Raw genomic sequence first — 20,353 nt, forward strand, 5'->3', positions numbered from 1 at the left:
TGAGTCTGCAGTCTCAGCTCTGCGACAAGAAATCAATTTCCTTGATAATATCGAGCAGCGCCTGGGCTTTGCGGGTCTCGTCGGGGATGGCGACGGCCGCTTCGTGTGCTGGGGCGATTAGCGAGGTGTCGTCAGTTGAGCGCAGCAATAGGAGGTAGGTGTCGAACTTTTCCTCGGGCGAGACGTTGAGCTTGTTGACCAGTGGTCGAAGCTCATTTAGAGCATTTTGCTTGATATCATCAAGTGACATATCGGTCGGCGTGGTATATGGCCGACTAGTGTTGTCGGTGGTTGGCCGTGGTGCTGGTGCGGCCGACCCGGGTGCGACGCCGGTCTGTGGCTTGGTCGGGCGACTGGTCGTGTTGGCGTCCTGGGCGCCGGTTTCTTCAAATCGTAGATTGTCATCATTGCCGCCAGAGACGCTCGCTAGCACGTTGGCTAGATCTTGATCGCTGTTGACTTGTCCGCTGTCTTGAATTGTCATACCCCACCTCTTTTCACATTACGGTTACGCTTGCTTCCTATGTTATACTGTAACACAGGAAAAGGAGGAATTTCAAGATGCTTGACGATAAAAATCTTTTAGCGCAGCGCGATCCGGGCAGTACACGAACGAGTGCGGTGGCGGTAACGATGCAGACGGACTTTGCAGCTGAAGTGGAGTCACCGGCGACCCCTAGTGAGGTGGCGAATGTGGTGCTGGCGGGTATGGGCGGCTCGGCGCTGGCGGCGGATATGGTCAAGGTGCTGACGGCGGATCGGGTCACGGTGCCGCTTGAGGTAGTGAAAGGCTACCAGCTGCCACATTTTGTGAATGAAAAAACACTGGTTGTTGCTATCAGCCACTCGGGCAACACCGAGGAGACAATGAGCTGTTACCAGCAGGCTCGTGAGCATGGCTGCCAGTTGGCGGTGATGGCGACGGGCGGGAAATTGTTTATGGCGGCCGAGGCCGATAATCTGCCGCGGGTGCGCGTTCCGTCGGGTGGCCAGCCGCGGATGTCAACGATGTATCATTTGCGCGGGCTGCTAAAGCTGCTCAGCCAGTTTGAGGTGATTGACGATAGCCTGTACCACGCGGTTGCAGCCAGTGGTGTGTGGCTGAAAGATCAGCTGAGCCAGTGGGCCGAGGATGTACCGACGGCGGATAATTATGCCAAGCAACTGGCGCTTAAGCTCGTTGGTTCGACCCAAGTGTTTTATGCGGGCGAGCTGACGTGGCCGCTGGCGTATAAGTGGAAGATTAGCTTCAACGAGTCAGCGAAAAACGTGGCGTTTTGGAATCAATATCCGGAGTTCAGCCACAATGAATTCATCGGCTGGTCATCACATCCGGTCGATAAACCATATAAGGTCGTGGATTTTCGGAGCAGCCTTGAGCGTCCGCGAATTCGGGAGCGGATGGAGCTGACCGACCGGTTGCTGTCGGGTATGCGCCCGAAGGCCGAAGTAGTCGAGCTACAGGGCAAGACGCTGCTCGAGCAGCTGCTGTGGGGGCTGGCGCTGGGTGAAATTGTCAGTATCTATGCGGGCATTCTCAACGGTGTTAATCCAGAGCCAGTGGCGCTGGTGGAGCAGCTAAAGAGAGAATTGTCGTAGGCTCATTTGAGCCGGAGAATAAAAAGCGGCGCCCGGGGAGTGGGGCGTCGCTTTTATTTTAGAGCCCATTGAGGGTCGTGGCGGATTTGTGTGAATCAGTGGCGCAGACTCTCGATCGGGTCTTTGCCGGCAGCGCGGCTGGCTGGATAGATGCCAAAGAGCATACCGATGATCAGCGCTCCGCCGATAGTCAGAGCGGCTGCTTGCCATTCGAGAACTGGGGTGAATGGTAGGTACATGCCGAGGAGGAACGACGCGCCGAGGCCGATAACGTAGCCAAGAATACCGCCAAATAGGCCGATGATGGCTGATTCGATGAGGAATTGGGCGACGATGGTGCGGTTGGTGGCGCCAACGGCTTTGCGGATACCGACTTCGCGCTGGCGTTCGGCGACCGAAACCAGCATGATGTTGGTGATGCCGATACCGCCAACCAGTAGCGAGATACCGGCGATGACCGCCATGGCGGTTGAGAGCGCGTTCACTAGGTGTGAATTCGGTGCGGTGATGGCTTGGCCGACCAAGGTGTGGTAGTCGGTATCGCCCTGATGCTGCTGGGCAAGGACTTTTTTGGCGGCATCAATTTTAGTTTGCAGCGCCGCACCATTGTCGGCGGTGATGAGGATTTGCTGGATCTGGGCGGTGTTTTGGGTGAATTTTTTGCTGACGGCCAGCGGCAGGATGATGGAGCGATTAAAATCAACACCGAGGTAACTAGGCGCAGTTTCCGGCTCGTCGAGCACGCCAACGACTGTCAGTGTCTCGCCGCGGAGCTTGAGGACGCTGCCGAGGGATTTTTCAGTGCCGAATAGGTCAATTGATAGCTGCTTACCAATCACGACGCCGTTGGCTTCGTCGATGAATTGTCCCTCGCGTAACTTGAGGCCGGCGAGCTTTGCCAGTTCGCCTGAGCTACCGGTAACAGTGATGTGCTCTAGCTTCGTCTTACCGTCCGGTGTCGATACGTTAGTGCGAAACGTTGCCAGCGGTGCGGCGCTGTTGTTGGTCGCCTTGGCAATTTCCCGGGCGTCCTGCTCGGTCAGGGTGTTCACCATCTGGGCGGCGTGTCCGGAGCTGAGTGACAGCAATGAATCCGGCCGCGCCTCGCTGCCAGACCGGATTAGTGCGGTGGTGTCAGAGATCTTGGCGGATTGATCACCAAATAGGCGGCTCGTGCCGGTCAGCAGCGACAAGATAATAGTAATGCTGGCGATGCCGACCATGATGCCAAAAATCGATAGGTAGGTGCGGACTTTATTTGACTTGAGCGATTCAGTCGCGTTCTCGAAGTGATTATTGAGGAGCATTTTCATGACTTTTTCGTAGCTTTCCGTTCTTTTTTGACTGGTTTCTTGGTTGATTTGGCGGCATCGGTTTTTGCGTCGTCGGCTTTATCGGACTTAGGGGCGGGTTTCTTTTCGGTCGACGGAGCAGCGGTTTTTGCGGCGTCAGAATCTATTGATTTTTTACTATGATCGCTGTCAGCTTTAACAGTCTTTGTGGTTGCTTTGGCTGAAGCAGCGCCAAGCGGCCGCTTTGGTGGGAGATCATCCGGCGATTTCACTGGATCAGCTGGCTTGTTGGGAGTAGCAGATGGGGCTGCCTTCTCGGTCGTTGGTTTTTCAGGAGTGGTTTTGGTTGGCTCGGCTTTCTCTACTTTCTCGCCCTTTTCCTCTGACTCGTCTTTTGTGTCTTTGGCGGCTACTGTGTGCGTCGGCGTTGAACTCACTGGGGTTGCTGGTTGGTCATCGCCGCCCAGCTTTTGCTTAAAGATCTTCTTGATGTGGTGCGTATCGGTATCAATACGCCCATCGAGCATAGAAATCACGCGGCTGGCATAGGACAGCAGCTCTGGATTGTGCGTCACCATAATAATTGTGTTGCCTCGGCGGTGAATGTCGGACAGCTCCTCCATGATGATGTGACTGGACTTGGAGTCGAGGTTGCCGGTCGGCTCGTCAGCTAGGATAATTGATGGGCTATTGACCAGTGCTCGGGCGATCGCCACACGCTGAACCTGGCCGCCGGATAGCTGATGCGGTAGATAATACTCGCGCTCGCCCAGATGGAAATTACGCAAAATTCGGCTGGCTTCTTGGAGGCGCTTGGTCTTGCTGATGCCTTTGTAGGTGAGCGGCAGGGCAACATTATCGATCACTGTCAGGCGCGGGATGAGATTGAAATGTTGAAAAATAAAGCCAATATCGCGAGAACGAATCGTGGCGTGATGGGTCGCCGTCAGATCCTCGACCGGTTTATTATCAAGGTAATATTCGCCCTCTGACGGGTGGTCGAGCAGCCCGAGGATGTTGAGCAGGGTCGTCTTGCCGCATCCAGACGGGCCAACGATGGCGATAAACTCGCCCTTTTTGACCTCGAGATTGACATTGTCCAGCGCCACCTGCTCGGCGTCACCAAAGCCAAATCGTTTGGTTACATTAGTAAGTTTAATTCGCGTTGAAGGATCGTTCATCATTGCCTTTTATTATAGACAAAAAGCCGCTCCGGTTGCAACCGCTAGCGGACTTTCTGTTATAATATGCATCACGGAAGGATGCAGGAGTGGTTGAACTGGCACGCCTGGAAAGTGTGTAGGCTCTTCACGGGGCCTCCGGGGTTCGAATCCCCGTCCTTCCGCCAGAGGGAATCCCTAGTGTGTTTGAATGTATCTAATATTTTGTTCGTGCGGTAAATATTGTTATCTGATGTTGTTAAAAAGATAAGAAGCTAGCTTTTTGATTATCTTAGTCATTTTTATAATTCCAGCCAACAATTTCTATAGACACCTGAAGATATTTAGCGATGTCTTGGACAACTTTTTTCTTAACGTCGTTGGGAATTTCTTTATAAAATAAAGCAAAAGTTCTTTCGATATAGACATCCAACGGCCAATTTGGGCTAAGGAAACTCGTATTGTTGGTTATCAGATTCCGGTAAGCTATTACGATTTCTGCAAACTCATTTAAACAATCAGATATAATACTGGTCTCGACCTTGGATTTACGATTTCTTGTGGTCTTTTTTATAATGGCATAAGGAAGATCTAAGGATTCTTCGTAGACATCATATTTTTCTGGTTGACGGTCCTTGTGAAACTCTAGTGCCTGATACTCGTCAACTATTTTATTGTAGTATCCTTCGCTCTGAAATGTTCGAGCTTTTTCTACTAGATAATTAACTGCTCGCTCGATTTTTATAGGGTTGTTATCTATAAAGTCTACGTCCTTTATAGATTTATTTTTAGCGCGGGTGTTTATCCGGTCATCCAGTAATATGGGCGGTATGCGGATGCTGTCGGGTTTGCTATTTTTATAGAAATCTATAAAATCTTCCACCTTTAGCGCTTGGATATCTTTTATAAATTTTCCGCCAGCACCAGTTTCTTTTGGCGTTAATAGCTGGCGAACGTCCAGCATGAATCCTTTTTCATAGGTTTCAAATATGCTTATTAAGAGACCCGCATTGTCTGGATCAAAATAGCCAAATGATACGCTGCCGTTTTCATGCTCTTCTTCGGTATGTTGTGCTTTTGAAACTTCATTGAGGATATTAAGAAATACTTCGCGCTGAATGGCAGAATGAAGCACATTAGTAAAATCGTCTTTTATATAGGTTTTCTTTTTATCTTCGCCGAAATATTCTTTATTGATATCTGCCACTTTGGACATGTTTACATTATATTATAGATAATGAGTTGGCGACAATATAGAGCCAGCGATGTGGATGGCGGGAATTTGCTTTGCGGACTACCAAGAATTTCCAGAATATGCGCTACATACGCCAGCCGATCGTGCTTTTCGGGCGGATGGGCGATGAGCTCGTCCAGAAAATAAACAATGTCGCGCATTGAGGCAAATTTCATACCGTATCTGATTATAGCAAAAATAGGTTGTAAAATTTACCAAATGTCTTGAAAAACACTATATGTAGCGGCTATAGTTAGTGTTGTACGCTATATATGTAGCGAACCCATAAATAAACAAAAAGGCAAATTATCCAAATGAGCCACCAGATGGGGCACTGGCGGCTGATTTTTAGCAGGGCAAATTAAGGAGGGTACATGCAACAAATTAACGTGGTCAAGCACGATGGTACAAAAGAGCCGTTTGATGCCAATAAAATTAATGCGGCGATTTTGAAGGCCTGCGACGGGCTGCCAGATCAGGTTTCTAAGGTGGTGCAGGTGGCGACCGAGCTGCAGCTGACGCTATTTGACGGGATTACGACCGAGCAGCTGGACCAGGCTGTCATCCAGACGACACTACAGAATGTTAAAGACGATCCAGATTATGACAAGATCGCGGCACGGCTGTTGTTAAAAAATATTTATAAGAACACCCTAGATGATTATGAAACTGCTGATGAACTAAAGAAACTGCACGCAAAGAAATTTCCTCAGTTCGTGAAGGATGCAGTAAAGGTTGGACTACTGGACCAGCGGATGACTGACGGTAGGTTTGATTTGAAAAAGCTTGGTGAAGCACTTGATCCTGCTAAAGACGACCTCAGTAAGTACCTCGGTGTCATCACCAATCGTAACCGCTATGCCCTGCGTAAGCACGGTAGTGAGCCAATTGAACCACCACAGTTTACTCACATGCGTATTGCTATGGGACTGAGCTACAATGAAAAAGATCCGACGGCTGCAGCAATCGATTTTTACAATCACATGAGTAGCCTGGAGTATGTGCCAGGTGGTTCAACCCGCGTCAATGCCGGTGGTTCATTCCCGCAACTCAGTAACTGTTTCTTGCTGAACGTTGATGATGATATGGAATCAATTGCTAAGGCGGTGCGTGACACGATGTGGATCGCCAAAGGTACTGGTGGTATCGGTATCGGCTTTACTAAATTGCGGGCATCAGGCAGTCCAGTCAAGACAACCAATACGGTGAGTACTGGACCAATTCCATTTATCAAGATGATCGATACGGCGCTATTTGCCGTCTCCCGTAAGGGTAAAAAGATGGGTGCAGCAGCAGTATATATGGAAAACTGGCATATTGATTTTAGGGAGTTTATCGACCTACGCTCTAACTCCGGTGACCCGTACATGCGAACGCGTTTTGCTAACACCGCGGTGTTTATCTCTGATGAATTTATGAAGCGGGTGCAAAAAGACCAAGATTGGTACTTGTTTGACCCGGCAGATACGCCAGATCTACCAGAACTGTACGGTGAAGAATTCTCCGCGCGCTACAAAGAGTACATTAAACTAGCCGAGGCTGGTAAAATGCGCGTCTTTGAAAAGACATCAGCTCGCCAGCAATTTAAACAGATTTTGACCAGCTTACAGGCTACCAGTCACCCATGGCTCACCTGGAAAGACACCATTAACGTTCGGGCCTTAAACAATAATACGGGTACGATTCATCTGTCTAACCTCTGTACGGAAATTACCTTGCCGCAGGACAAAGACAACATTGCTACCTGTAACCTGGTGAGTATCAATTTGTCAGCCTTTTTGAATGAAGATAAAACATGGGATTGGGATCGACTCAAAGAAGCGTCGCGAGCAGCAGTGCGCCAACTGGATAACTTGGTGGATATCACCCAGACGCCGATTCCGGAAGCCATGCACTCAAACAACCAAACGCGGGCAATTGGTTTGGGGATAATGGGCTTTACTGATGTGCTCGAAAAGCTTGGCTACTGCTATGAGTCTAAGGAGTCATATAACTTGATCGATACATTGACTGAATTCATCAGCTATCACGCCATCGACCAATCAGCAGACTTGGCACAGGAGCTGGGCAGCTATCCTACCTACAAGGGTAGTGGTTGGAGTAAGGGTATTTTGCCGATTGACACCCTGGAGACGCTGTCTACTGACCGCAAGGTAAAGGTGAAAATTGATCACAAATCGAGCCTCGATTGGGATTCGCTTCGGGTGAAAGTCAAGAAGGGTATGCGCAATGCGACACTGATGGCTATTGCGCCAACGGCTAACATCGGTCACATTGCCGGTACCACGCCGGGTATCGACCCGCAGTTTGCGCAAATCTTTAGTCGCTCGACGTTGAACGGTAAGTTTTTGGAGGTGAACAACAACCTGGTGCGTGACCTCAAGGCGCTGAACTTGTGGGATGACATCAAGGAAGAAGTCTTTGCCAACCAAGGTGATATTCAACACATCGACGCTATCCCACAGAAGCTAAAAGATGTCTACAAAACTAGCTTCCAGCTCAGTCCTTATGCTTTTATCGAGGTAGCAGCACGAGCTCAAAAATGGGTCGACCAGGCGATTAGCCGCAACATGTATCTGGAAACGCGCGATATCGATGAATATGTAGAGATTTATTCTGAAGCCTGGCGGCGTGGTCTGAAAACGACCTACTATCTACACGTTAAACCACGTCATCAATCAGAACAGACCACGGTTTCAGTGGAAAAAATTGCTGAGCAAAAGATTAGAACAGGTGCAGGCAAGGCGCGTGGCTTTGGCTTTGCAAAAATTAATAAATAAAGGGGGTTATCATGTCAGACTATACACATCCAAAAGGTGGAATTTTAGGCTCGGGGCTGCGCGATGGGCTCAGCTTGCACCCAATTCGTTACCCATGGGCATACGATTTATATAACCAAGCAGTGGCCAACACTTGGTTTCCTAACGAAGTTCAGTTAGCACAGGACTTGATAGATTTTGAAAAACTCAGTGACGAAGAAAAGCACGCGCTCAAAACTGTCATCAGCTATCTCAACCCGAACGAGCTATTGATCAACAAGTCGTTAGCCTTTGGCATTTACCCATATGTTAATGCTGCTGAAGCGCAGCTATATCTGTCGAAACAGATGTGGGAAGAAGCCAACCACTTCATGACCTTTGAATACATCATCGAGACCTTTCCGTTTGACCGCGAGGAGATTTACGCGGCGGGCTTTGGCAAAAAATCGCTGGCTGACAAGGCGAACTTCCAGAACAAGCACCTGGATGTCATGCTTGATCCAAATCTCGACATCTATACCTTGGAGGGTAAGAAAAACTTTGTTCGCTCACTGGTGGCGTATAACATCGTACTGGAAGGTATTTGGTTCTACTCGGGCTTTATGGTTGGTATGAGCTTCCGTCAGCGCAACTTGCTGCGTAATGTCGGCACACTGCTAGACTGGATCACTAAGGATGAGAACTTACACCTGACCTTTGGGATCAATTTACTACTGACTATTTTGGACGAAAACCCAGAACTGCAAACCCAGGAGTTTGCTGAGGAAATTCGCAACCTCATCTTGCAGGCGGTTGAGTTGGAGAAAGAATACAACAAGGACATGTTGCCAAAGGGAATCCTTGGCTTGAACGCTGATTATGTTAATCAATACGTTATGCATATGACTGACCGCCGCTTGGTTGAACTTGGATTTGAGCCGGAGTACAACGTAGCCAACCCAGCCAAATGGATGGCTACGGCAAATGACACTTTGGAGTTGGTTAATTTCTTTGAAAGCACAAATACAAGCTATGAAGTGAATACCACGAAATAGGACCAGCGAGGAGTTACGATGAACAAATTAGCAATAAAGATTTTAGATACGGTAGAGGTGGGGGCGCTTGCGACGGTCAATCGTGACCGCACGCCGCTGGTAACGGCGCTGCATTTTGCGCGGCTGGATGACATGATCATTTGGGTGTCAGATCCAACATCACGTCACGCGCACAACGCCTTTCGTACCGGTAAGGCAGAGTTTGTGGTTTGGGATGAGCAGAAAAACGCAGTATTTTTGACGACAACTGTCCGGGAGATTGTTGAGGAAACAGAGCTGGCGGCTGCTTGGAAAGCGTACGCCAAGAAGCTCGGAGGCTTTATGCCCCAAGTCGCTACGCCGCGGTTTTACGCTATGCCGATTGGCCAGCTTGATGAAAAAACCACAACGGAAAATCGGCTGCATTTTATTGCGTAAGCGCTATCACTAGCGTACAATAGCCATAAGGCTATACTAAATATAGGGGAAAATAAGAATGAATGCAGCCCAAATTATTACTGATGACATGTCTCTGGAAGAAAAGCTGAGTGCTATTGATGCGGCGATGCAGGCAGCGCAGGCGGTAGCTGACGAGCAGGCCAAGGCGAATAGTAGTGTTGCTGCGCCCATTGATCCGGCAAGTCTGACGATTTGCGATGGCTGCGAATAAAGCGATCAAAAATATACTTTGTTGTTGATGTGTTATACTTAAGACAACGTAAGGGGGCGTATGGGGTTAACAATCAAAAAGCGACACGGTAATTTGCAAACTATCGGCTTGGTAGCTATGACGGCACTCGTTGGAGTGTCGTTTTTATTGCATCAGGTGACGGCTTCTGCTGCTGGGGCTAATTGGATGGATAGTGATCCGGTGGTAAGGCATGTGCGGCCGCTTGATTCGGCGGTTGATCCAAATGCTAATGTCCGCGGCCATTGTAAGTTGGAAACGGTGACGGTAGCAAAAACGTATGAGGATAAAAATCCGACCATGGAGCTGACACTTTGTCTGAATGAGTTTAACGGTTGGCGGTTTGGGCAGGCAAATGGATTGTATGATGTGTATGCCTCAAATGGCGGTCTCTTTTATAAGGTGAATAATCTCAGTGCAGTTCATTGGTTCAAGGGGACGGATACGGTCATCGGTATGCATCGTGGACATGCGTTTGATTATGATGAAATCTCTCATCTAAAGAAGTATAATAATTTCACCAAGCGCTTCATGATGAGTGGCAGTAAAAAATCATTTGACTTTGACATGTCGAATCCAGCATTTTCGCTTGACTATAAAGGAAAACCTATGTACGCCATCAGTTGGGGAATTTCTAATAATGGGCGGTATCTCGTCTATTCTGGTAACGCAAGACACGTTAATGCCTATGATATATTCTCGCGCATTGATCTAGAGACGGGCGAGCGAAAGGTATTCGGCAGAGGATATTACGATCACACGCACAACGTAGAGCCACAGCCGAGTGTGGCGGTGTCAAATGACGGAACGCAGGTGGTTATCGGCGGCACGGCGATATTTAAAGTATGGCGGATTACGCCTGAGTGCCTCGTTGATCGTGAAAAAATGAAGGATGAATTTCGCGACCCGTGTCCGACGAGGATGATATACCCGAAGTTTTATGGTGATCAATGGAAAAATATTGAGGCATCGCATGAGCGAATATCTGCGAATGATGATTTTACAGAGTTAACGTATCAACATCGGGCGTTACGTGGTCAGGCGATCAATGAAGTGGTGACGATATCTATAGCCAAGGATGAACCTCAAGCCTCTCGGCTCGACTATCTCGCAATGGGTGATTCGTATTCGAGCGGGGAGGGGGATATTCAGAATGGGGTGTCAAGTCATTATATTCGCGAAACTGGAGGTAAGGAGGACTGTCATCTCAGCAGTCGCTCATATCCATTTCTGCTCGCTAAGGCTTGGAACGTTCCGGATGGTAAATTTAATACGATAGCATGTAGCGGCGCAAGGGTAATACACGACTATATTTTTCGGTTAAAGTATTATTCTGGGCAGAATACCGTTACAAAGAATAAGTTTAGTGAGGGAAATAGAGATGAAATTATTAAAAATGCAAAAAGTAACTTCCTGCCAGGCTATATACCGCAGATAGAGTTTGTTAGAGAATACAAACCCAAAGTTATCACGTTGACTGGTGGCGGTAATGATGTGGGCTTTGGCGATATACTAGCGACGTGTAATGATACGGATACCTGCTCATACGCGGCGGATGATCGTGTGAAGCAACTACTGAAAGACAGCATTCATAATCAGTATGGTGTCACGAAGCTATTGGTTAAAAAGTTAAAGGAGGCTTCACCGGGGAGTAAGATTTACGTTGTTGGATACCCGCAGTTTATTGAAAAAGGGGAGCAGAACTGTTTTCTTAATGGCGGTCTTCTTAACCAGCGTGAACGAGCAGCCATATTTGATATGACGAAAGAAATGAACGAAGTACTTTGGAGGGCGGCGACAGATAGCGGAGTGCCCTTTGTTGATATTACAAATGCTCTATCTGGTGGTCGGTTATGTGGTGGTGATAAGTATATGACGGGTCTTCACAATATTTCTTTATCGCGTCTTAATGAGCAAAAGCAAAATCTCTATCACCCGAATCCAAATGGACATCTAAGAATTGCCAGACAAATATCTGAAAAGGTCGGAGGTGTGAAAAAAGCTTTTGGGGGAGACGTGGTTAATGCTGCCAAGGAAGGAAGTTTTTATCAGGCGGCACCGATAACGCGGCGTATCAATAATGCTTCGCCTGTACGTGTAAAGTTAGGCGAGAAGTTGCGCATATCTTCAGTGGACGATCAACTCATGCCGCACAGTACCGTACGCGCGACGCTTTATTCCACGCCTACCGACCTAGGCGCTCATATGGTTAGTGCGAGTGGTCAGTTGGACATGACAATGAATTTGCCTAATGGAGTGCAGCCGGGAAGACATACACTGGTGCTTGTGGGGATGCTTCCTGATGGAAAGAGAGTTACATACTATGATTTTGTTACAGTTGAGCGACAAACCGACAGTGGCGCAGTCCAAAGTAAGACAAACAAGGATAGCTCCAGAGACGGGCTTGAGACAAGGTCACGGGCTGCGGTCATCACGAAGGGCGGTTATCGGGGCGCAGTATATTTCTATGGCTCAATCATAGTGTTGATAATAATGGTAATCGGGGGATTGTTATATGCATTTCAAAATTATCTCAGAAAAAGATAAACAACTATTCAAAAACCTAGCTAAGCACAAGAAAAAGATATGCTTAGGATTTGGTATACTTCTGTTTATCATCTTGCTCGTGGATGCTTCTCCTTTCGGCGCAAACAATGTTCAGTTGTACACGAAATGGGTTCAGTGCGGAAGGCGACCGTACGTAGGACAGTCTTTTTACGTTACCACAAAGGTTGATTATTATACCGTCAGCGGCCCTTTTATCGGGAGTAAATCTCTGTTGAATTCTATTGAATTTTTCTGTACACCCCATGAAGCTGAACTGGCCGGCTATTCGGCGAATCCAAATAAGCCAGATTTTCCGCATTTAACTCCGGAAGAAAAAGCTGATATGTGGCGGCGGCGCCAGCAGCGGTGATGGCTAAATATCTTCTGCTTTATACCAAAAAGTGTTACAATAGGGCCTCATGGAGGCGAATAAAACTGTGAGGAAAAAACAAAAATTTATTTTCGTAACCGGCGGTGTGCTGTCAGGCGTTGGCAAGGGTATCACGGCGGCAAGTATCGGCGCAGTGCTGCAGGCCAAAGGCATCGCCGTGTCGGCACAAAAGTGTGATCCGTATCTGAATGTTGATGCTGGACTATTGAACCCGAAAGAACACGGCGAGTGCTTTGTGACCAAGGACGGTGCCGAGACTGATTTGGATTTGGGCCACTACGAGCGATTTTTAGATTTGGAATTGACGCGAAAAAACACCACGCTGTCGGGCCGGCTGCTGCGTGATTTGATCGCCGATGAGCGGGCCGGCAAATTTGGCGGCCAGACGGTACAGATGGTGCCGCATTTGACTAACTCTATCAAGGCGGCTATCCGCGAGGCGGCCGAGGGCGACGTTCATATTGTGGAAATTGGCGGCACAGTTGGCGACTACGAAGGCCTGAGTTTTATCGAGGCGATTCGCGGTTTTGCGCTGGATGTGGGACGAGACAATTGCCTGTTCGTGCACGTGGTGTACGTGCCGTTTTTGGAGGCGTCGCACGAGTACAAGACCAAGCCGGCTCAGAATGCACTGGCGGATCTTCGCGGTTTTGGTATTATGCCGGACGTGGTGGCGGTGCGGACTGAGGGTCATGACAAGCCGCCGCGCAGTATCGGCGAAAAAATTGCTATTTCGTCTGGCGTGCGCCGCGAGGGAATTATTATGATGCCAAATGTTGACACCGTGTATGAAGTGCCATTGACGGTGTACCGTGATTTGGGTAAGTTATTGGGCGAATTTACCGACAATTCAGTGGAGCCGAATTTGCAGCGATGGAAACGTTTGGCAAAGCGTGATAAAACTGAGTATGACAAGCGGGTAACCGTTGGCTTGGTGGCTAAATACATTGATAATTCTGATACTTACTTGTCGGTAACCGAGGCGCTAAAGTCTGCCGCTTGGGCGAACAAAAGCGAGATTTCTATCAAGTGGATTAACGCTGAGACAGCCAGTGAAGCTGATTTTGCCAGCGTTGACGCTATCGTGGTGCCGGGCGGTTTTGGTACGCGCGGCGTGGAGGGCAAGATCAAGGCGGCTGAATATTGTATAAAAAACAACAAGCCGTATCTAGGAATTTGCCTGGGTTTGCAGGCGGCGGTCATTGCGGCAGCGCGTTTGGGCGGCGTGGCGAATGCTAACAGTGAAGAGTTCGGTGCTGAGCCTGGCGCGAATGTGGTGTACATCATGGACGGCCAGCAGGGCAAGCAGTTGACCGGCGGCACGATGCGCCTCGGTGATTATCCAGCGGTGCTGAAATCTGGTTCGCTTGCGGCTAAAATGTATGGTACAACAGAGGTAATTGAGCGGCATCGCCATCGCTACGAAGTGAATCAAGATTTTGTTCAAGCGATTGAGCGGGGCGGTCTGGTGATTTCTGGCACGTCGCCGAACGGCCAGTTGGTGGAATTTGTCGAAGCACCGCATCATCGGTATTTCGTGGCTACGCAAGCTCATCCTGAATTTAAGTCGCGCCCGTTCCGCCCGCATCCGCTATTTGATGGGTTGATTCGAGCTAGCTTGACAAAGTAAAAAACTTATGCTAACATACGGCCAGATAGTACCTAAAATAAAAAGGAACAAAAATGGCTGAAGAAACAATTGAAATGCAGGATCCGCTTGATGGGACGACACTGAGTCATGACGATGCCTCGGCGCTTGGGTATGTTTTGCGTCACGTCAAGGGTTCGAGTCCGAGCTCGGTGACGCTGCTGCAGCTGGAAGAACTGAGCCAGGACTAAAACCGTTCGCCGTCTGTTATACTGGAAGGTATGGAACAGATTATTTCTCAGGCGGTGAAGCAACTTTTTGATCGAGATGTATCGGTGCAGTTGACGCGTCCCGACCCGAAGTTTGGTGATTTTGCGACGAATGTGGCGCTGCAATTAGCGAAACCCTTAGGTAAGAATCCGCGCGAGATTGCTGAGGCAATCGCTGAAGAGCTACGCGGCCGTCAGGAATTTAGCGAGGTTAGCGTGGCTGGGCCGGGTTTCATCAACATGACGTTAAGTGACCAAGCGGTGCTGGAGTCGTTGAAAGTGCGGCCAGCGACTAATCGTGCAGGACAAACAGTGGTCATTGAAACCAATTGTCCGAATCCATTTAAGGCTATGCACATTGGCCACGCGCTGAATGCGATTTTGGCGGACACTATGGCGAATTTGCTGGCGGTGGATGGTGCCTCAGTACACCGGGTGAGTTATCACGGTGATGTCGGCACGCATGTCGGCAAGAGTATGTGGGCGATTCTTCGCGAGATTGATGGCGATGTCGGTAGATTAGAGGCTATTCCAGCCGATAAACGCAATGAGTTTATGAGCCGCATGTACGTTGAAGGCGCACGGGCAGCCAAGGAATCGCCAGAGGCACGAGCGGAAATTGATGAGCTAGCCAAGCAATCGTTTGTGCTGGACGATCCGCTGTATAAGCAGGTGTATGAGATTTGTAAAGCCTGGAGTTTTGATGAAATTGACGCCAATGTGGCGCGGCTGGGCAATGTGCCGATTGAGCGGCGCTACGTCGAGAGTGAAACCGAAGTGCCAGGCAAGGCCTTGATCAAAGAAAAAACCCCAGAGGTCTTTACCGAATCAGACGGTGCGTATATCTTCAAAGGTAGTCAATATGGTGCGTTTGATAATGTGTTCATCGGCTCGCACGGCAACGGTTTGTACGGCGCACACGATATGGGGCTGATTCAGCTGAAATATCAAGATTATCCGAACTTAGATTTGTCAGTTACGGTTAACGGCGAAGAGCAGGCGGCGTATTTCCGCGGCGTGATCGCCGCTAGTGAACTGGCAATTCCAGAATTGAAAGGTAAATTGTTTAATTATGCGACTGGCCTCGTCAAACTAACGACTGGCAAGATGAGCTCGCGCACTGGCGAAGTGATTACCATCGATTGGTTGTTTAACGAGTTCAAGAAAGCTATCACCCAAGCTGGCGGCGAGCCGACCGACGAGGTGGTGGCGGGTGCGCTGCGCTATCAATTTTTGAAGGTCAAAATTGGTAGCGATGTGGTCTTTGACGTTAATGATGCGGTCAGTCTGACTGGCAATACGGGTAGCTATCTGCAATACTCCCACGCTCGCGCTTGCGGTATTCTCGCTAAATCTTCAGAGTCCGTTGCCTTTCCAAGGGTGATTGAAGGTGAGGATCGAGCGCTTATCCGGAAAATGACTGGATATACGGAAGTTGTTGAGCGGGCAGTTGAGCAACTGGAGCCGCATCATATCTGCACCTATTTGTTTGAATTGGCGCAGGAGTTCAACCGTTATTATGAGAAGAATCAAGTTGTCGGCAGCGACAAAGAAGCGCACCGCGTCGGTATTGTGGCGGTGTATGCTGATATCTTGAAGGCGGGACTCACCATTCTTGGTATCGTCGCCCCTGATAAGTTGTAAAATATTATTAAATATTGTATGATATAGCAGAGATGGACGAGTATCTTTCTGCTAATTTGATGACGCCTAAGCAGCGATTGATCAAGGCCGAGCCAGGACTACGGCGTGAGTTTTTATTAGATTCGCAGCAGCTGAAATTAATTCGTGCGGTGTATGAACAGTCTCCGCAGACGTTTGATGATGCGACGAAGGCAGCGGTTGACATAGCACGGGTGGTACGACAAACGGTGGATTTTGCTCCGACTTTGGCTAACTCACCGCTACTCGATGCAGTTGAAGTTGCCAATCGTGAGGCTACAAACTGTTTTGGCCATGTCATTATTGCCTCAGAATGTCTGGAGCAGCTCGGCATTGAGCATTTTGTCAGTTATGCGAATCAGCACGCCATGGTGACACTATTTGATCGGAGCAGCGAGCGAGCTTTTTGCTGGATGTAGCGACGGAGGAGTTGTGCTGTGATATGACTGGCGTAATTGGTAGCGGCGCGTCCAACCCGCTTGACCAGTTGGCGATGGGTGAGTTGCGGGCAGTGAACACATTTTTTTCAGAGGAACTCTTGAAACGACTACCGCCGTCGGTCGACAGGCAAAAATTTATCTGCTCAAGGCCATGGTTGTCGTTTGATGCTATTGATGCGGTACAATCTCATGAACATAAGCCCCGAAATCGTATATTACAATTCTTGACGCTACCTTCAATACCAGGGCGCATGTTGTTGATTCAGCAGTACAATGCTGCCCGACAAGCGGGGTCGGGCGACATTGAAGCAGCAAGTGAAGAGCTGTCAGAATTATCAGGGATATATCTTGATGTTGATTCGCGAAATGGCCTGAAAGAAGTTGATGAGTTGTGCCGTCGGCTAATATCGGCGGGAAAATATGACGAAGCAATTGATTTGGCGACTATGGCGGACGAGAGCTTGGTTCCAGACGACAAATCGAAAAATAAGCTATTTTTGCCAGATGTCATGCGAAAAATTGCCAAACAGAAGGGCGACAAGAGACTTGCCCAAGAAGCCATTGCACTATATGAGGCGAAACCGCCAAATAGCCTGCGCAACGGCAAGCTTGCTGCAGCCAGAAAACTTTTAAATAATTTGTAAAGTTTTATGCTACAATCAAGACACCACTTAACATAAAGGAGTTTTTATGGCAGAGAAAAAAGTAGCCAAAAAGGCGACTACTAAACAGACGACTGCTAAGAAATCAATTGTGAAAAAACCAAGTGTGGCGGCACTGAAAGAAAAAGCGGCAGCAGTCAAGGGCCATGGCGGCGGTTTTATGACATTTATCCGTGAGCAGGGCGTGGTTGGCTTGGCTGTCGGTCTGGCGATCGGTACAGCGGCTGGCGATACCGTGAAAAAGTTGGTGACAGCGTTTATCGACCCGCTGGTGCAGTTGATTGTCGGCTCGCAGGAAGGTCTGCAAGCGGCATCATTCTCTGTTGAAATTGCCGGTCGTAAGGGTGAGTTTCTGTACGGCGCGTTTGTTAGCTCGCTCATCACTTTGTTAGCGGTGGCCTTTGTGGTGTATGCGATTATTCACTTCTTGAAGCTGGATAAATTAGACAAGAAAAAAGACTAATTGGGCCTTAAAAACAGATCCGCCGGATAAATGACGGCGGATTTTTATATGAAACGGTTTATGCTAGAACAAGGCGTACCGCTCCTAGCGCGAGAGTATGGTGCTTAGTGGGCTAGGAAATTAGCGTGCCGACCGTCTCGCCGCGAGCGGCCCGGGCGATGTTGCCGTCGGTGAGCAGGTCGCAGATGATGACCGGTTTGTTCTCCTCGGCGGCCAGTCCAATGGCGGCCTTGTCCATAACAGTGATGTCAGGATTGGTGAGGATTTGGTCGTAGTTAAGATGGTCAAATTTAACGGCGTCAGGGAATTTAGCTGGGTCTTTGTCGTATACACCGTCGACTTTCGTCGTTTTGATCACAACGTCGCACTGCATCTCGAGGGCGAGGTTGAGAGCGGCGGTGTCGGTAGTCAGGAAGGGCCGGCCAGTGCCGCAGGCAACGATGACGATGCGGCCCTTCTTGATATGACTAAGGGCGCGGCGGAAGGTGTATTGGTCGATGAATTGATTAATCTCGACGGTGGACAGGGCGCGGGTCGGTAGGGCAGCGTCGTTGAACACATCGGCCAGAGCGATGGCGTTCATTAGGGTGGAGAGCATACCGATGTTATGGGCCGAGACGGGCTGGATACCGTGGCCAATGATTTGGTTGCCGCGGACGTAATTGCCGCCGCCGACCATGATGACGACTTCGGCGCCGCTGCTCAAGGCCGGTTTGATTTGTTCGGCGATCCAACGAGCCCGCTTAGGATCGAAGCCGCTGGCAAACTCGCCCTGGAGCTGCTCGCCGGATAATTTGAGAAGGATACGTTTTGCCATAACTTTAGTGTAGCATGCTGCAAGGAAGTGGTAAAATAGAAACATGAAAGCGAAATTCAAGCCGCAACGAATTTTATGGTTGGACATGGAAATGACCGGGCTAGATCCGGTGGAGGATTTTCCGATTGAGGTGGCGATGATTGTGACCGACTGGGGGTTTACGGAAATTGCTCATTTTGAGGGTGCAGCGCACTGGTGTAGCAAGAAAATGCAAGCACGATTTGATAAGAATAAATCATTTTGGTATGGCGATGGTGCGGCTGCGCGAGAGCAGTTGATGGCGCAAAACAAAGCCACCAAGACAACCAAGGCGCAGCTCGAGCGCGATATCTTAGCATTTTTGGATGAGCATTTTGATGACACGCCGATTTTATTGGCGGGCAATTCAATTCATCAAGATCGGCGCTTTATCGACCATTGGTTCAAGAAATTTTCAAAACGCCTCCACTACCGGATGTTGGACGTCAGTGCCTGGAAAGTGGTGTTTGAGGGGAAATATAGCAAAAAATTTGCCAAGCCAGAGGATCATCGGGCGCTGGAGGATATCCGCGGCAGTATTCAAGAATTACAATATTATTTGAAGAAGGTGAAAAGCTAGGTTTACCAGCCAGCACCTTCACGGCTGCTGAGTTATTTGACGAGAGTGTACTTATCTGATAATCTCCTGACAAAAGGAGTTGGAAAGTGCGTGCAGTGAGTTCTGAGTTACAGCAATATATGACCGGGCTAACGAATGAGATTTCGCGCGGTCATTTTGATGAGGCTGTGCAACTTGGTGAGAAAGCGCTGGCAACGGAGGAGTTGCATGGCGAGGGTAACGAGCCGCTGCTAGGGGAGGTGTATCGCAATATGGCCGCCGCGAGCGATCGCTTGGGTCAAACTGACGCGGCGCTCAACTATATTGATCAGGCATATGATATTCACGATACAGCGGTCGATGAGAATTCTGGAGTTGAGACGCTACGCGAGCGGTCGGCCACGGCATCGTATGTTGGTGTGTTTGCTTTAAGGGCGTATCTGTTAGCGGAGGGTCGGGATGAAGCGTTGGCAGACAAGGCGCGGCTCATGACGCGGCAGGCCGAGCAGGACATGGCAAAAGTAAACCAGCTTTCTAAAGAAGAGGACGCTGACCAGTACGAGATAAATATGGCATCCCGCTGGGGTATGATTGAAAGTCTAGTGGGCGATAAGCAGCGAGGCTTGGCGCTGGCGGGCCGGGCAATCCGGTTGGCCTGGCAATCAGAGCGGGATCAACAAAAGGGCTTGACTGGGCGAGATGTTCTCAGGGCGCGAACACGAGCGGCGCTTCGCGGTATGGCGGCCGTGGCGGTAAATGCTACGAGCCGATTTGGCGCGACGCGGGGTATGGCTGAGAAAATTGCTCTTAAGACATTGTGATTGTATAATTAGGTTATGACCCATAAACAATTTGAAGAATTTATCCTGAGTTTGCCCGGTGTGTGGCTGGACTATCCGTTTGGTGATGATGTTGCGGTGTATAAGTTTGGCAAGAGTAATAACGGCGCGGGGAAGATGGTGGCACTAGTGACGGAGGGCTCGAAGCCGCTCAGGGTTAGTCTGAAGTGTGATCCATTGTTGGCTGAGAATTTGCGGGAAAAATACGAGACGGTGCTGCCGGGGTATCATCTGAATAAGAAGCATTGGAATACGATTATCTGCTCGGGGCAACTGAGCGATGAAGAAATTTTTGATTTGGTGCGGCTAAGTTATCAGCTGGTGGCGGAGTGAGTAAAACAGCGTAAACTGAG

The 20,353-nt window shown here is 49.1% G+C and carries 22 protein-coding genes and 1 tRNA gene; 17 read left to right on the forward strand and 6 right to left on the reverse strand.

From position 1 onward, the window contains the following. Positions 1-13 precede the first annotated feature (13 nt). Positions 14-484: a hypothetical protein gene (locus GWK74_00240; protein QHU89967.1), complete on the reverse strand. Its 471-nt coding sequence runs from the start codon at positions 482-484 to the stop codon at positions 14-16. Positions 485-561: 77 nt separating this feature from the next. Between GWK74_00240 and GWK74_00245 the strand changes: the two genes are divergently transcribed. After that, positions 562-1,599, forward strand: a complete 1,038-nt coding sequence (locus tag GWK74_00245) for a hypothetical protein (GenBank protein QHU89968.1) — start codon at positions 562-564, stop codon at positions 1,597-1,599. Between the two features lie 95 nt (positions 1,600-1,694). On the opposite strand, the gene GWK74_00250 is transcribed toward GWK74_00245, so the two are convergent. Both GWK74_00250 and GWK74_00255 read right to left on the reverse strand, forming a co-directional pair. After that, positions 1,695-2,912, reverse strand: a complete 1,218-nt coding sequence (locus GWK74_00250) for an FtsX-like permease family protein (protein ID QHU89969.1) — start codon at positions 2,910-2,912, stop codon at positions 1,695-1,697. After that, complete coding sequence (locus GWK74_00255) at positions 2,909-4,072, reverse strand: ATP-binding cassette domain-containing protein (GenBank protein QHU90832.1); 1,164 nt, start codon at positions 4,070-4,072, stop codon at positions 2,909-2,911. The genes GWK74_00250 and GWK74_00255 overlap by 4 nt, the downstream gene beginning before the upstream one ends. A 75-nt stretch (positions 4,073-4,147) precedes the next feature. Here GWK74_00255 and GWK74_00260 point away from each other — a divergent pair. After that, a tRNA-Ser gene (locus tag GWK74_00260) sits at positions 4,148-4,239 on the forward strand. A 104-nt stretch (positions 4,240-4,343) separates the two neighbouring features. Here the strand turns inward: GWK74_00260 and GWK74_00265 are convergent. Together GWK74_00265 and GWK74_00270 are read right to left on the reverse strand one after the other, a co-directional pair. Then, positions 4,344-5,267 carry a hypothetical protein gene (locus GWK74_00265; protein ID QHU89970.1) on the reverse strand — a complete coding sequence of 308 codons (924 nt, stop codon included), beginning with the start codon at positions 5,265-5,267 and terminating at the stop codon, positions 4,344-4,346. Between the two features lie 2 nt (positions 5,268-5,269). Then, a complete protein-coding gene (locus tag GWK74_00270) occupies positions 5,270-5,461 on the reverse strand; it encodes a hypothetical protein (protein ID QHU89971.1) in 192 nt (63 codons plus the stop codon). Positions 5,462-5,659: 198 nt separating this feature from the next. Here GWK74_00270 and GWK74_00275 point away from each other — a divergent pair, with 198 nt between their 5' ends. From GWK74_00275 to GWK74_00330, 12 genes are read left to right on the forward strand one after another with little or no spacing between them, the layout of a single operon-like run. Further along, positions 5,660-8,065 carry a ribonucleoside-diphosphate reductase subunit alpha gene (locus GWK74_00275; GenBank protein ID QHU89972.1) on the forward strand — a complete coding sequence of 802 codons (2,406 nt, stop codon included), beginning with the start codon at positions 5,660-5,662 and terminating at the stop codon, positions 8,063-8,065. A gap of 11 nt (positions 8,066-8,076) precedes the next feature. Continuing rightward, positions 8,077-9,078, forward strand: coding sequence for a ribonucleotide-diphosphate reductase subunit beta (locus tag GWK74_00280; GenBank protein QHU89973.1), 1,002 nt, complete (start codon positions 8,077-8,079; stop codon positions 9,076-9,078). A gap of 18 nt (positions 9,079-9,096) precedes the next feature. After that, entirely contained in the window at positions 9,097-9,495 is a 399-nt protein-coding gene (locus GWK74_00285) for a hypothetical protein (protein QHU89974.1), read from the forward strand. A gap of 58 nt (positions 9,496-9,553) precedes the next feature. After that, a complete protein-coding gene (locus tag GWK74_00290; GenBank protein QHU89975.1) occupies positions 9,554-9,727 on the forward strand; it encodes a hypothetical protein in 174 nt (57 codons plus the stop codon). A 60-nt stretch (positions 9,728-9,787) separates the two neighbouring features. Beyond that, the gene (locus GWK74_00295; protein ID QHU89976.1) at positions 9,788-12,292 is read left to right on the forward strand and encodes a hypothetical protein; all 2,505 of its coding nucleotides are present in this window, start codon (positions 9,788-9,790) and stop codon (positions 12,290-12,292) included. Next, positions 12,261-12,662, forward strand: coding sequence for a hypothetical protein (locus GWK74_00300; protein QHU89977.1), 402 nt, complete (start codon positions 12,261-12,263; stop codon positions 12,660-12,662). Before GWK74_00295 ends, GWK74_00300 begins: the two co-directional genes overlap by 32 nt. Positions 12,663-12,711: 49 nt before the next feature. Continuing rightward, positions 12,712-14,313 (forward strand): CTP synthase, encoded by a 1,602-nt coding sequence (locus tag GWK74_00305; protein ID QHU89978.1) that lies wholly within the window; start codon positions 12,712-12,714, stop codon positions 14,311-14,313. A 53-nt stretch (positions 14,314-14,366) separates the two neighbouring features. After that, positions 14,367-14,522, forward strand: coding sequence for a hypothetical protein (locus tag GWK74_00310; GenBank protein QHU89979.1), 156 nt, complete (start codon positions 14,367-14,369; stop codon positions 14,520-14,522). A 30-nt stretch (positions 14,523-14,552) separates the two neighbouring features. Then, positions 14,553-16,184, forward strand: coding sequence for an arginine--tRNA ligase (gene argS, locus GWK74_00315; GenBank protein QHU89980.1), 1,632 nt, complete (start codon positions 14,553-14,555; stop codon positions 16,182-16,184). Between the two features lie 14 nt (positions 16,185-16,198). Continuing rightward, complete coding sequence (locus GWK74_00320; GenBank protein QHU89981.1) at positions 16,199-16,621, forward strand: hypothetical protein; 423 nt, start codon at positions 16,199-16,201, stop codon at positions 16,619-16,621. 23 nt (positions 16,622-16,644) lie between these two features. Then, complete coding sequence (locus GWK74_00325; GenBank protein ID QHU89982.1) at positions 16,645-17,286, forward strand: hypothetical protein; 642 nt, start codon at positions 16,645-16,647, stop codon at positions 17,284-17,286. A gap of 46 nt (positions 17,287-17,332) precedes the next feature. Then, positions 17,333-17,767, forward strand: a complete 435-nt coding sequence (locus GWK74_00330; protein QHU89983.1) for a hypothetical protein — start codon at positions 17,333-17,335, stop codon at positions 17,765-17,767. Between the two features lie 112 nt (positions 17,768-17,879). Here the strand turns inward: GWK74_00330 and pyrH are convergent, their stop codons facing one another. Then, positions 17,880-18,584, reverse strand: coding sequence for a UMP kinase (pyrH, locus tag GWK74_00335; protein ID QHU89984.1), 705 nt, complete (start codon positions 18,582-18,584; stop codon positions 17,880-17,882). Between the two features lie 43 nt (positions 18,585-18,627). On the opposite strand from pyrH, the gene GWK74_00340 reads away from it, so the two are divergent. From GWK74_00340 to GWK74_00350, 3 genes are all read left to right on the forward strand, one after another. After that, positions 18,628-19,182, forward strand: a complete 555-nt coding sequence (locus GWK74_00340; protein ID QHU89985.1) for an oligoribonuclease — start codon at positions 18,628-18,630, stop codon at positions 19,180-19,182. A gap of 86 nt (positions 19,183-19,268) precedes the next feature. After that, positions 19,269-19,982 carry a hypothetical protein gene (locus GWK74_00345; protein ID QHU89986.1) on the forward strand — a complete coding sequence of 238 codons (714 nt, stop codon included), beginning with the start codon at positions 19,269-19,271 and terminating at the stop codon, positions 19,980-19,982. Positions 19,983-19,997: 15 nt separating this feature from the next. Continuing rightward, entirely contained in the window at positions 19,998-20,333 is a 336-nt protein-coding gene (locus tag GWK74_00350; protein QHU89987.1) for an MmcQ/YjbR family DNA-binding protein, read from the forward strand. Positions 20,334-20,353: the final 20 nt, after the last annotated feature.

The sequence above is a fragment of the Candidatus Saccharibacteria bacterium oral taxon 488 genome (genome assembly GCA_010202115.1).
Lineage (GTDB): Bacteria > Patescibacteriota > Saccharimonadia > Saccharimonadales > Saccharimonadaceae > Nanosynbacter.

Excerpts from the sequence above, each read along its gene's own strand:
- GWK74_00240 (QHU89967.1), bottom strand. The coding sequence starts at position 484 with ATGACAATTCAAGACAGCGGACAAGTCAACAGCGATCAAGATCTAGCC.
- GWK74_00245 (QHU89968.1), top strand. The coding sequence starts at position 562 with ATGCTTGACGATAAAAATCTTTTAGCGCAGCGCGATCCGGGCAGTACA.
- GWK74_00250 (QHU89969.1), bottom strand. The coding sequence starts at position 2,912 with ATGAAAATGCTCCTCAATAATCACTTCGAGAACGCGACTGAATCGCTC.
- GWK74_00255 (QHU90832.1), bottom strand. The coding sequence starts at position 4,072 with ATGAACGATCCTTCAACGCGAATTAAACTTACTAATGTAACCAAACGA.
- GWK74_00265 (QHU89970.1), bottom strand. The coding sequence starts at position 5,267 with ATGTCCAAAGTGGCAGATATCAATAAAGAATATTTCGGCGAAGATAAA.
- GWK74_00270 (QHU89971.1), bottom strand. The coding sequence starts at position 5,461 with ATGAAATTTGCCTCAATGCGCGACATTGTTTATTTTCTGGACGAGCTC.
- GWK74_00275 (QHU89972.1), top strand. The coding sequence starts at position 5,660 with ATGCAACAAATTAACGTGGTCAAGCACGATGGTACAAAAGAGCCGTTT.
- GWK74_00280 (QHU89973.1), top strand. The coding sequence starts at position 8,077 with ATGTCAGACTATACACATCCAAAAGGTGGAATTTTAGGCTCGGGGCTG.
- GWK74_00285 (QHU89974.1), top strand. The coding sequence starts at position 9,097 with ATGAACAAATTAGCAATAAAGATTTTAGATACGGTAGAGGTGGGGGCG.
- GWK74_00290 (QHU89975.1), top strand. The coding sequence starts at position 9,554 with ATGAATGCAGCCCAAATTATTACTGATGACATGTCTCTGGAAGAAAAG.
- GWK74_00295 (QHU89976.1), top strand. The coding sequence starts at position 9,788 with ATGGGGTTAACAATCAAAAAGCGACACGGTAATTTGCAAACTATCGGC.
- GWK74_00300 (QHU89977.1), top strand. The coding sequence starts at position 12,261 with ATGCATTTCAAAATTATCTCAGAAAAAGATAAACAACTATTCAAAAAC.
- GWK74_00305 (QHU89978.1), top strand. The coding sequence starts at position 12,712 with ATGGAGGCGAATAAAACTGTGAGGAAAAAACAAAAATTTATTTTCGTA.
- GWK74_00310 (QHU89979.1), top strand. The coding sequence starts at position 14,367 with ATGGCTGAAGAAACAATTGAAATGCAGGATCCGCTTGATGGGACGACA.
- argS (QHU89980.1), top strand. The coding sequence starts at position 14,553 with ATGGAACAGATTATTTCTCAGGCGGTGAAGCAACTTTTTGATCGAGAT.
- GWK74_00325 (QHU89982.1), top strand. The coding sequence starts at position 16,645 with ATGACTGGCGTAATTGGTAGCGGCGCGTCCAACCCGCTTGACCAGTTG.
- GWK74_00330 (QHU89983.1), top strand. The coding sequence starts at position 17,333 with ATGGCAGAGAAAAAAGTAGCCAAAAAGGCGACTACTAAACAGACGACT.
- pyrH (QHU89984.1), bottom strand. The coding sequence starts at position 18,584 with ATGGCAAAACGTATCCTTCTCAAATTATCCGGCGAGCAGCTCCAGGGC.
- GWK74_00340 (QHU89985.1), top strand. The coding sequence starts at position 18,628 with ATGAAAGCGAAATTCAAGCCGCAACGAATTTTATGGTTGGACATGGAA.
- GWK74_00350 (QHU89987.1), top strand. The coding sequence starts at position 19,998 with ATGACCCATAAACAATTTGAAGAATTTATCCTGAGTTTGCCCGGTGTG.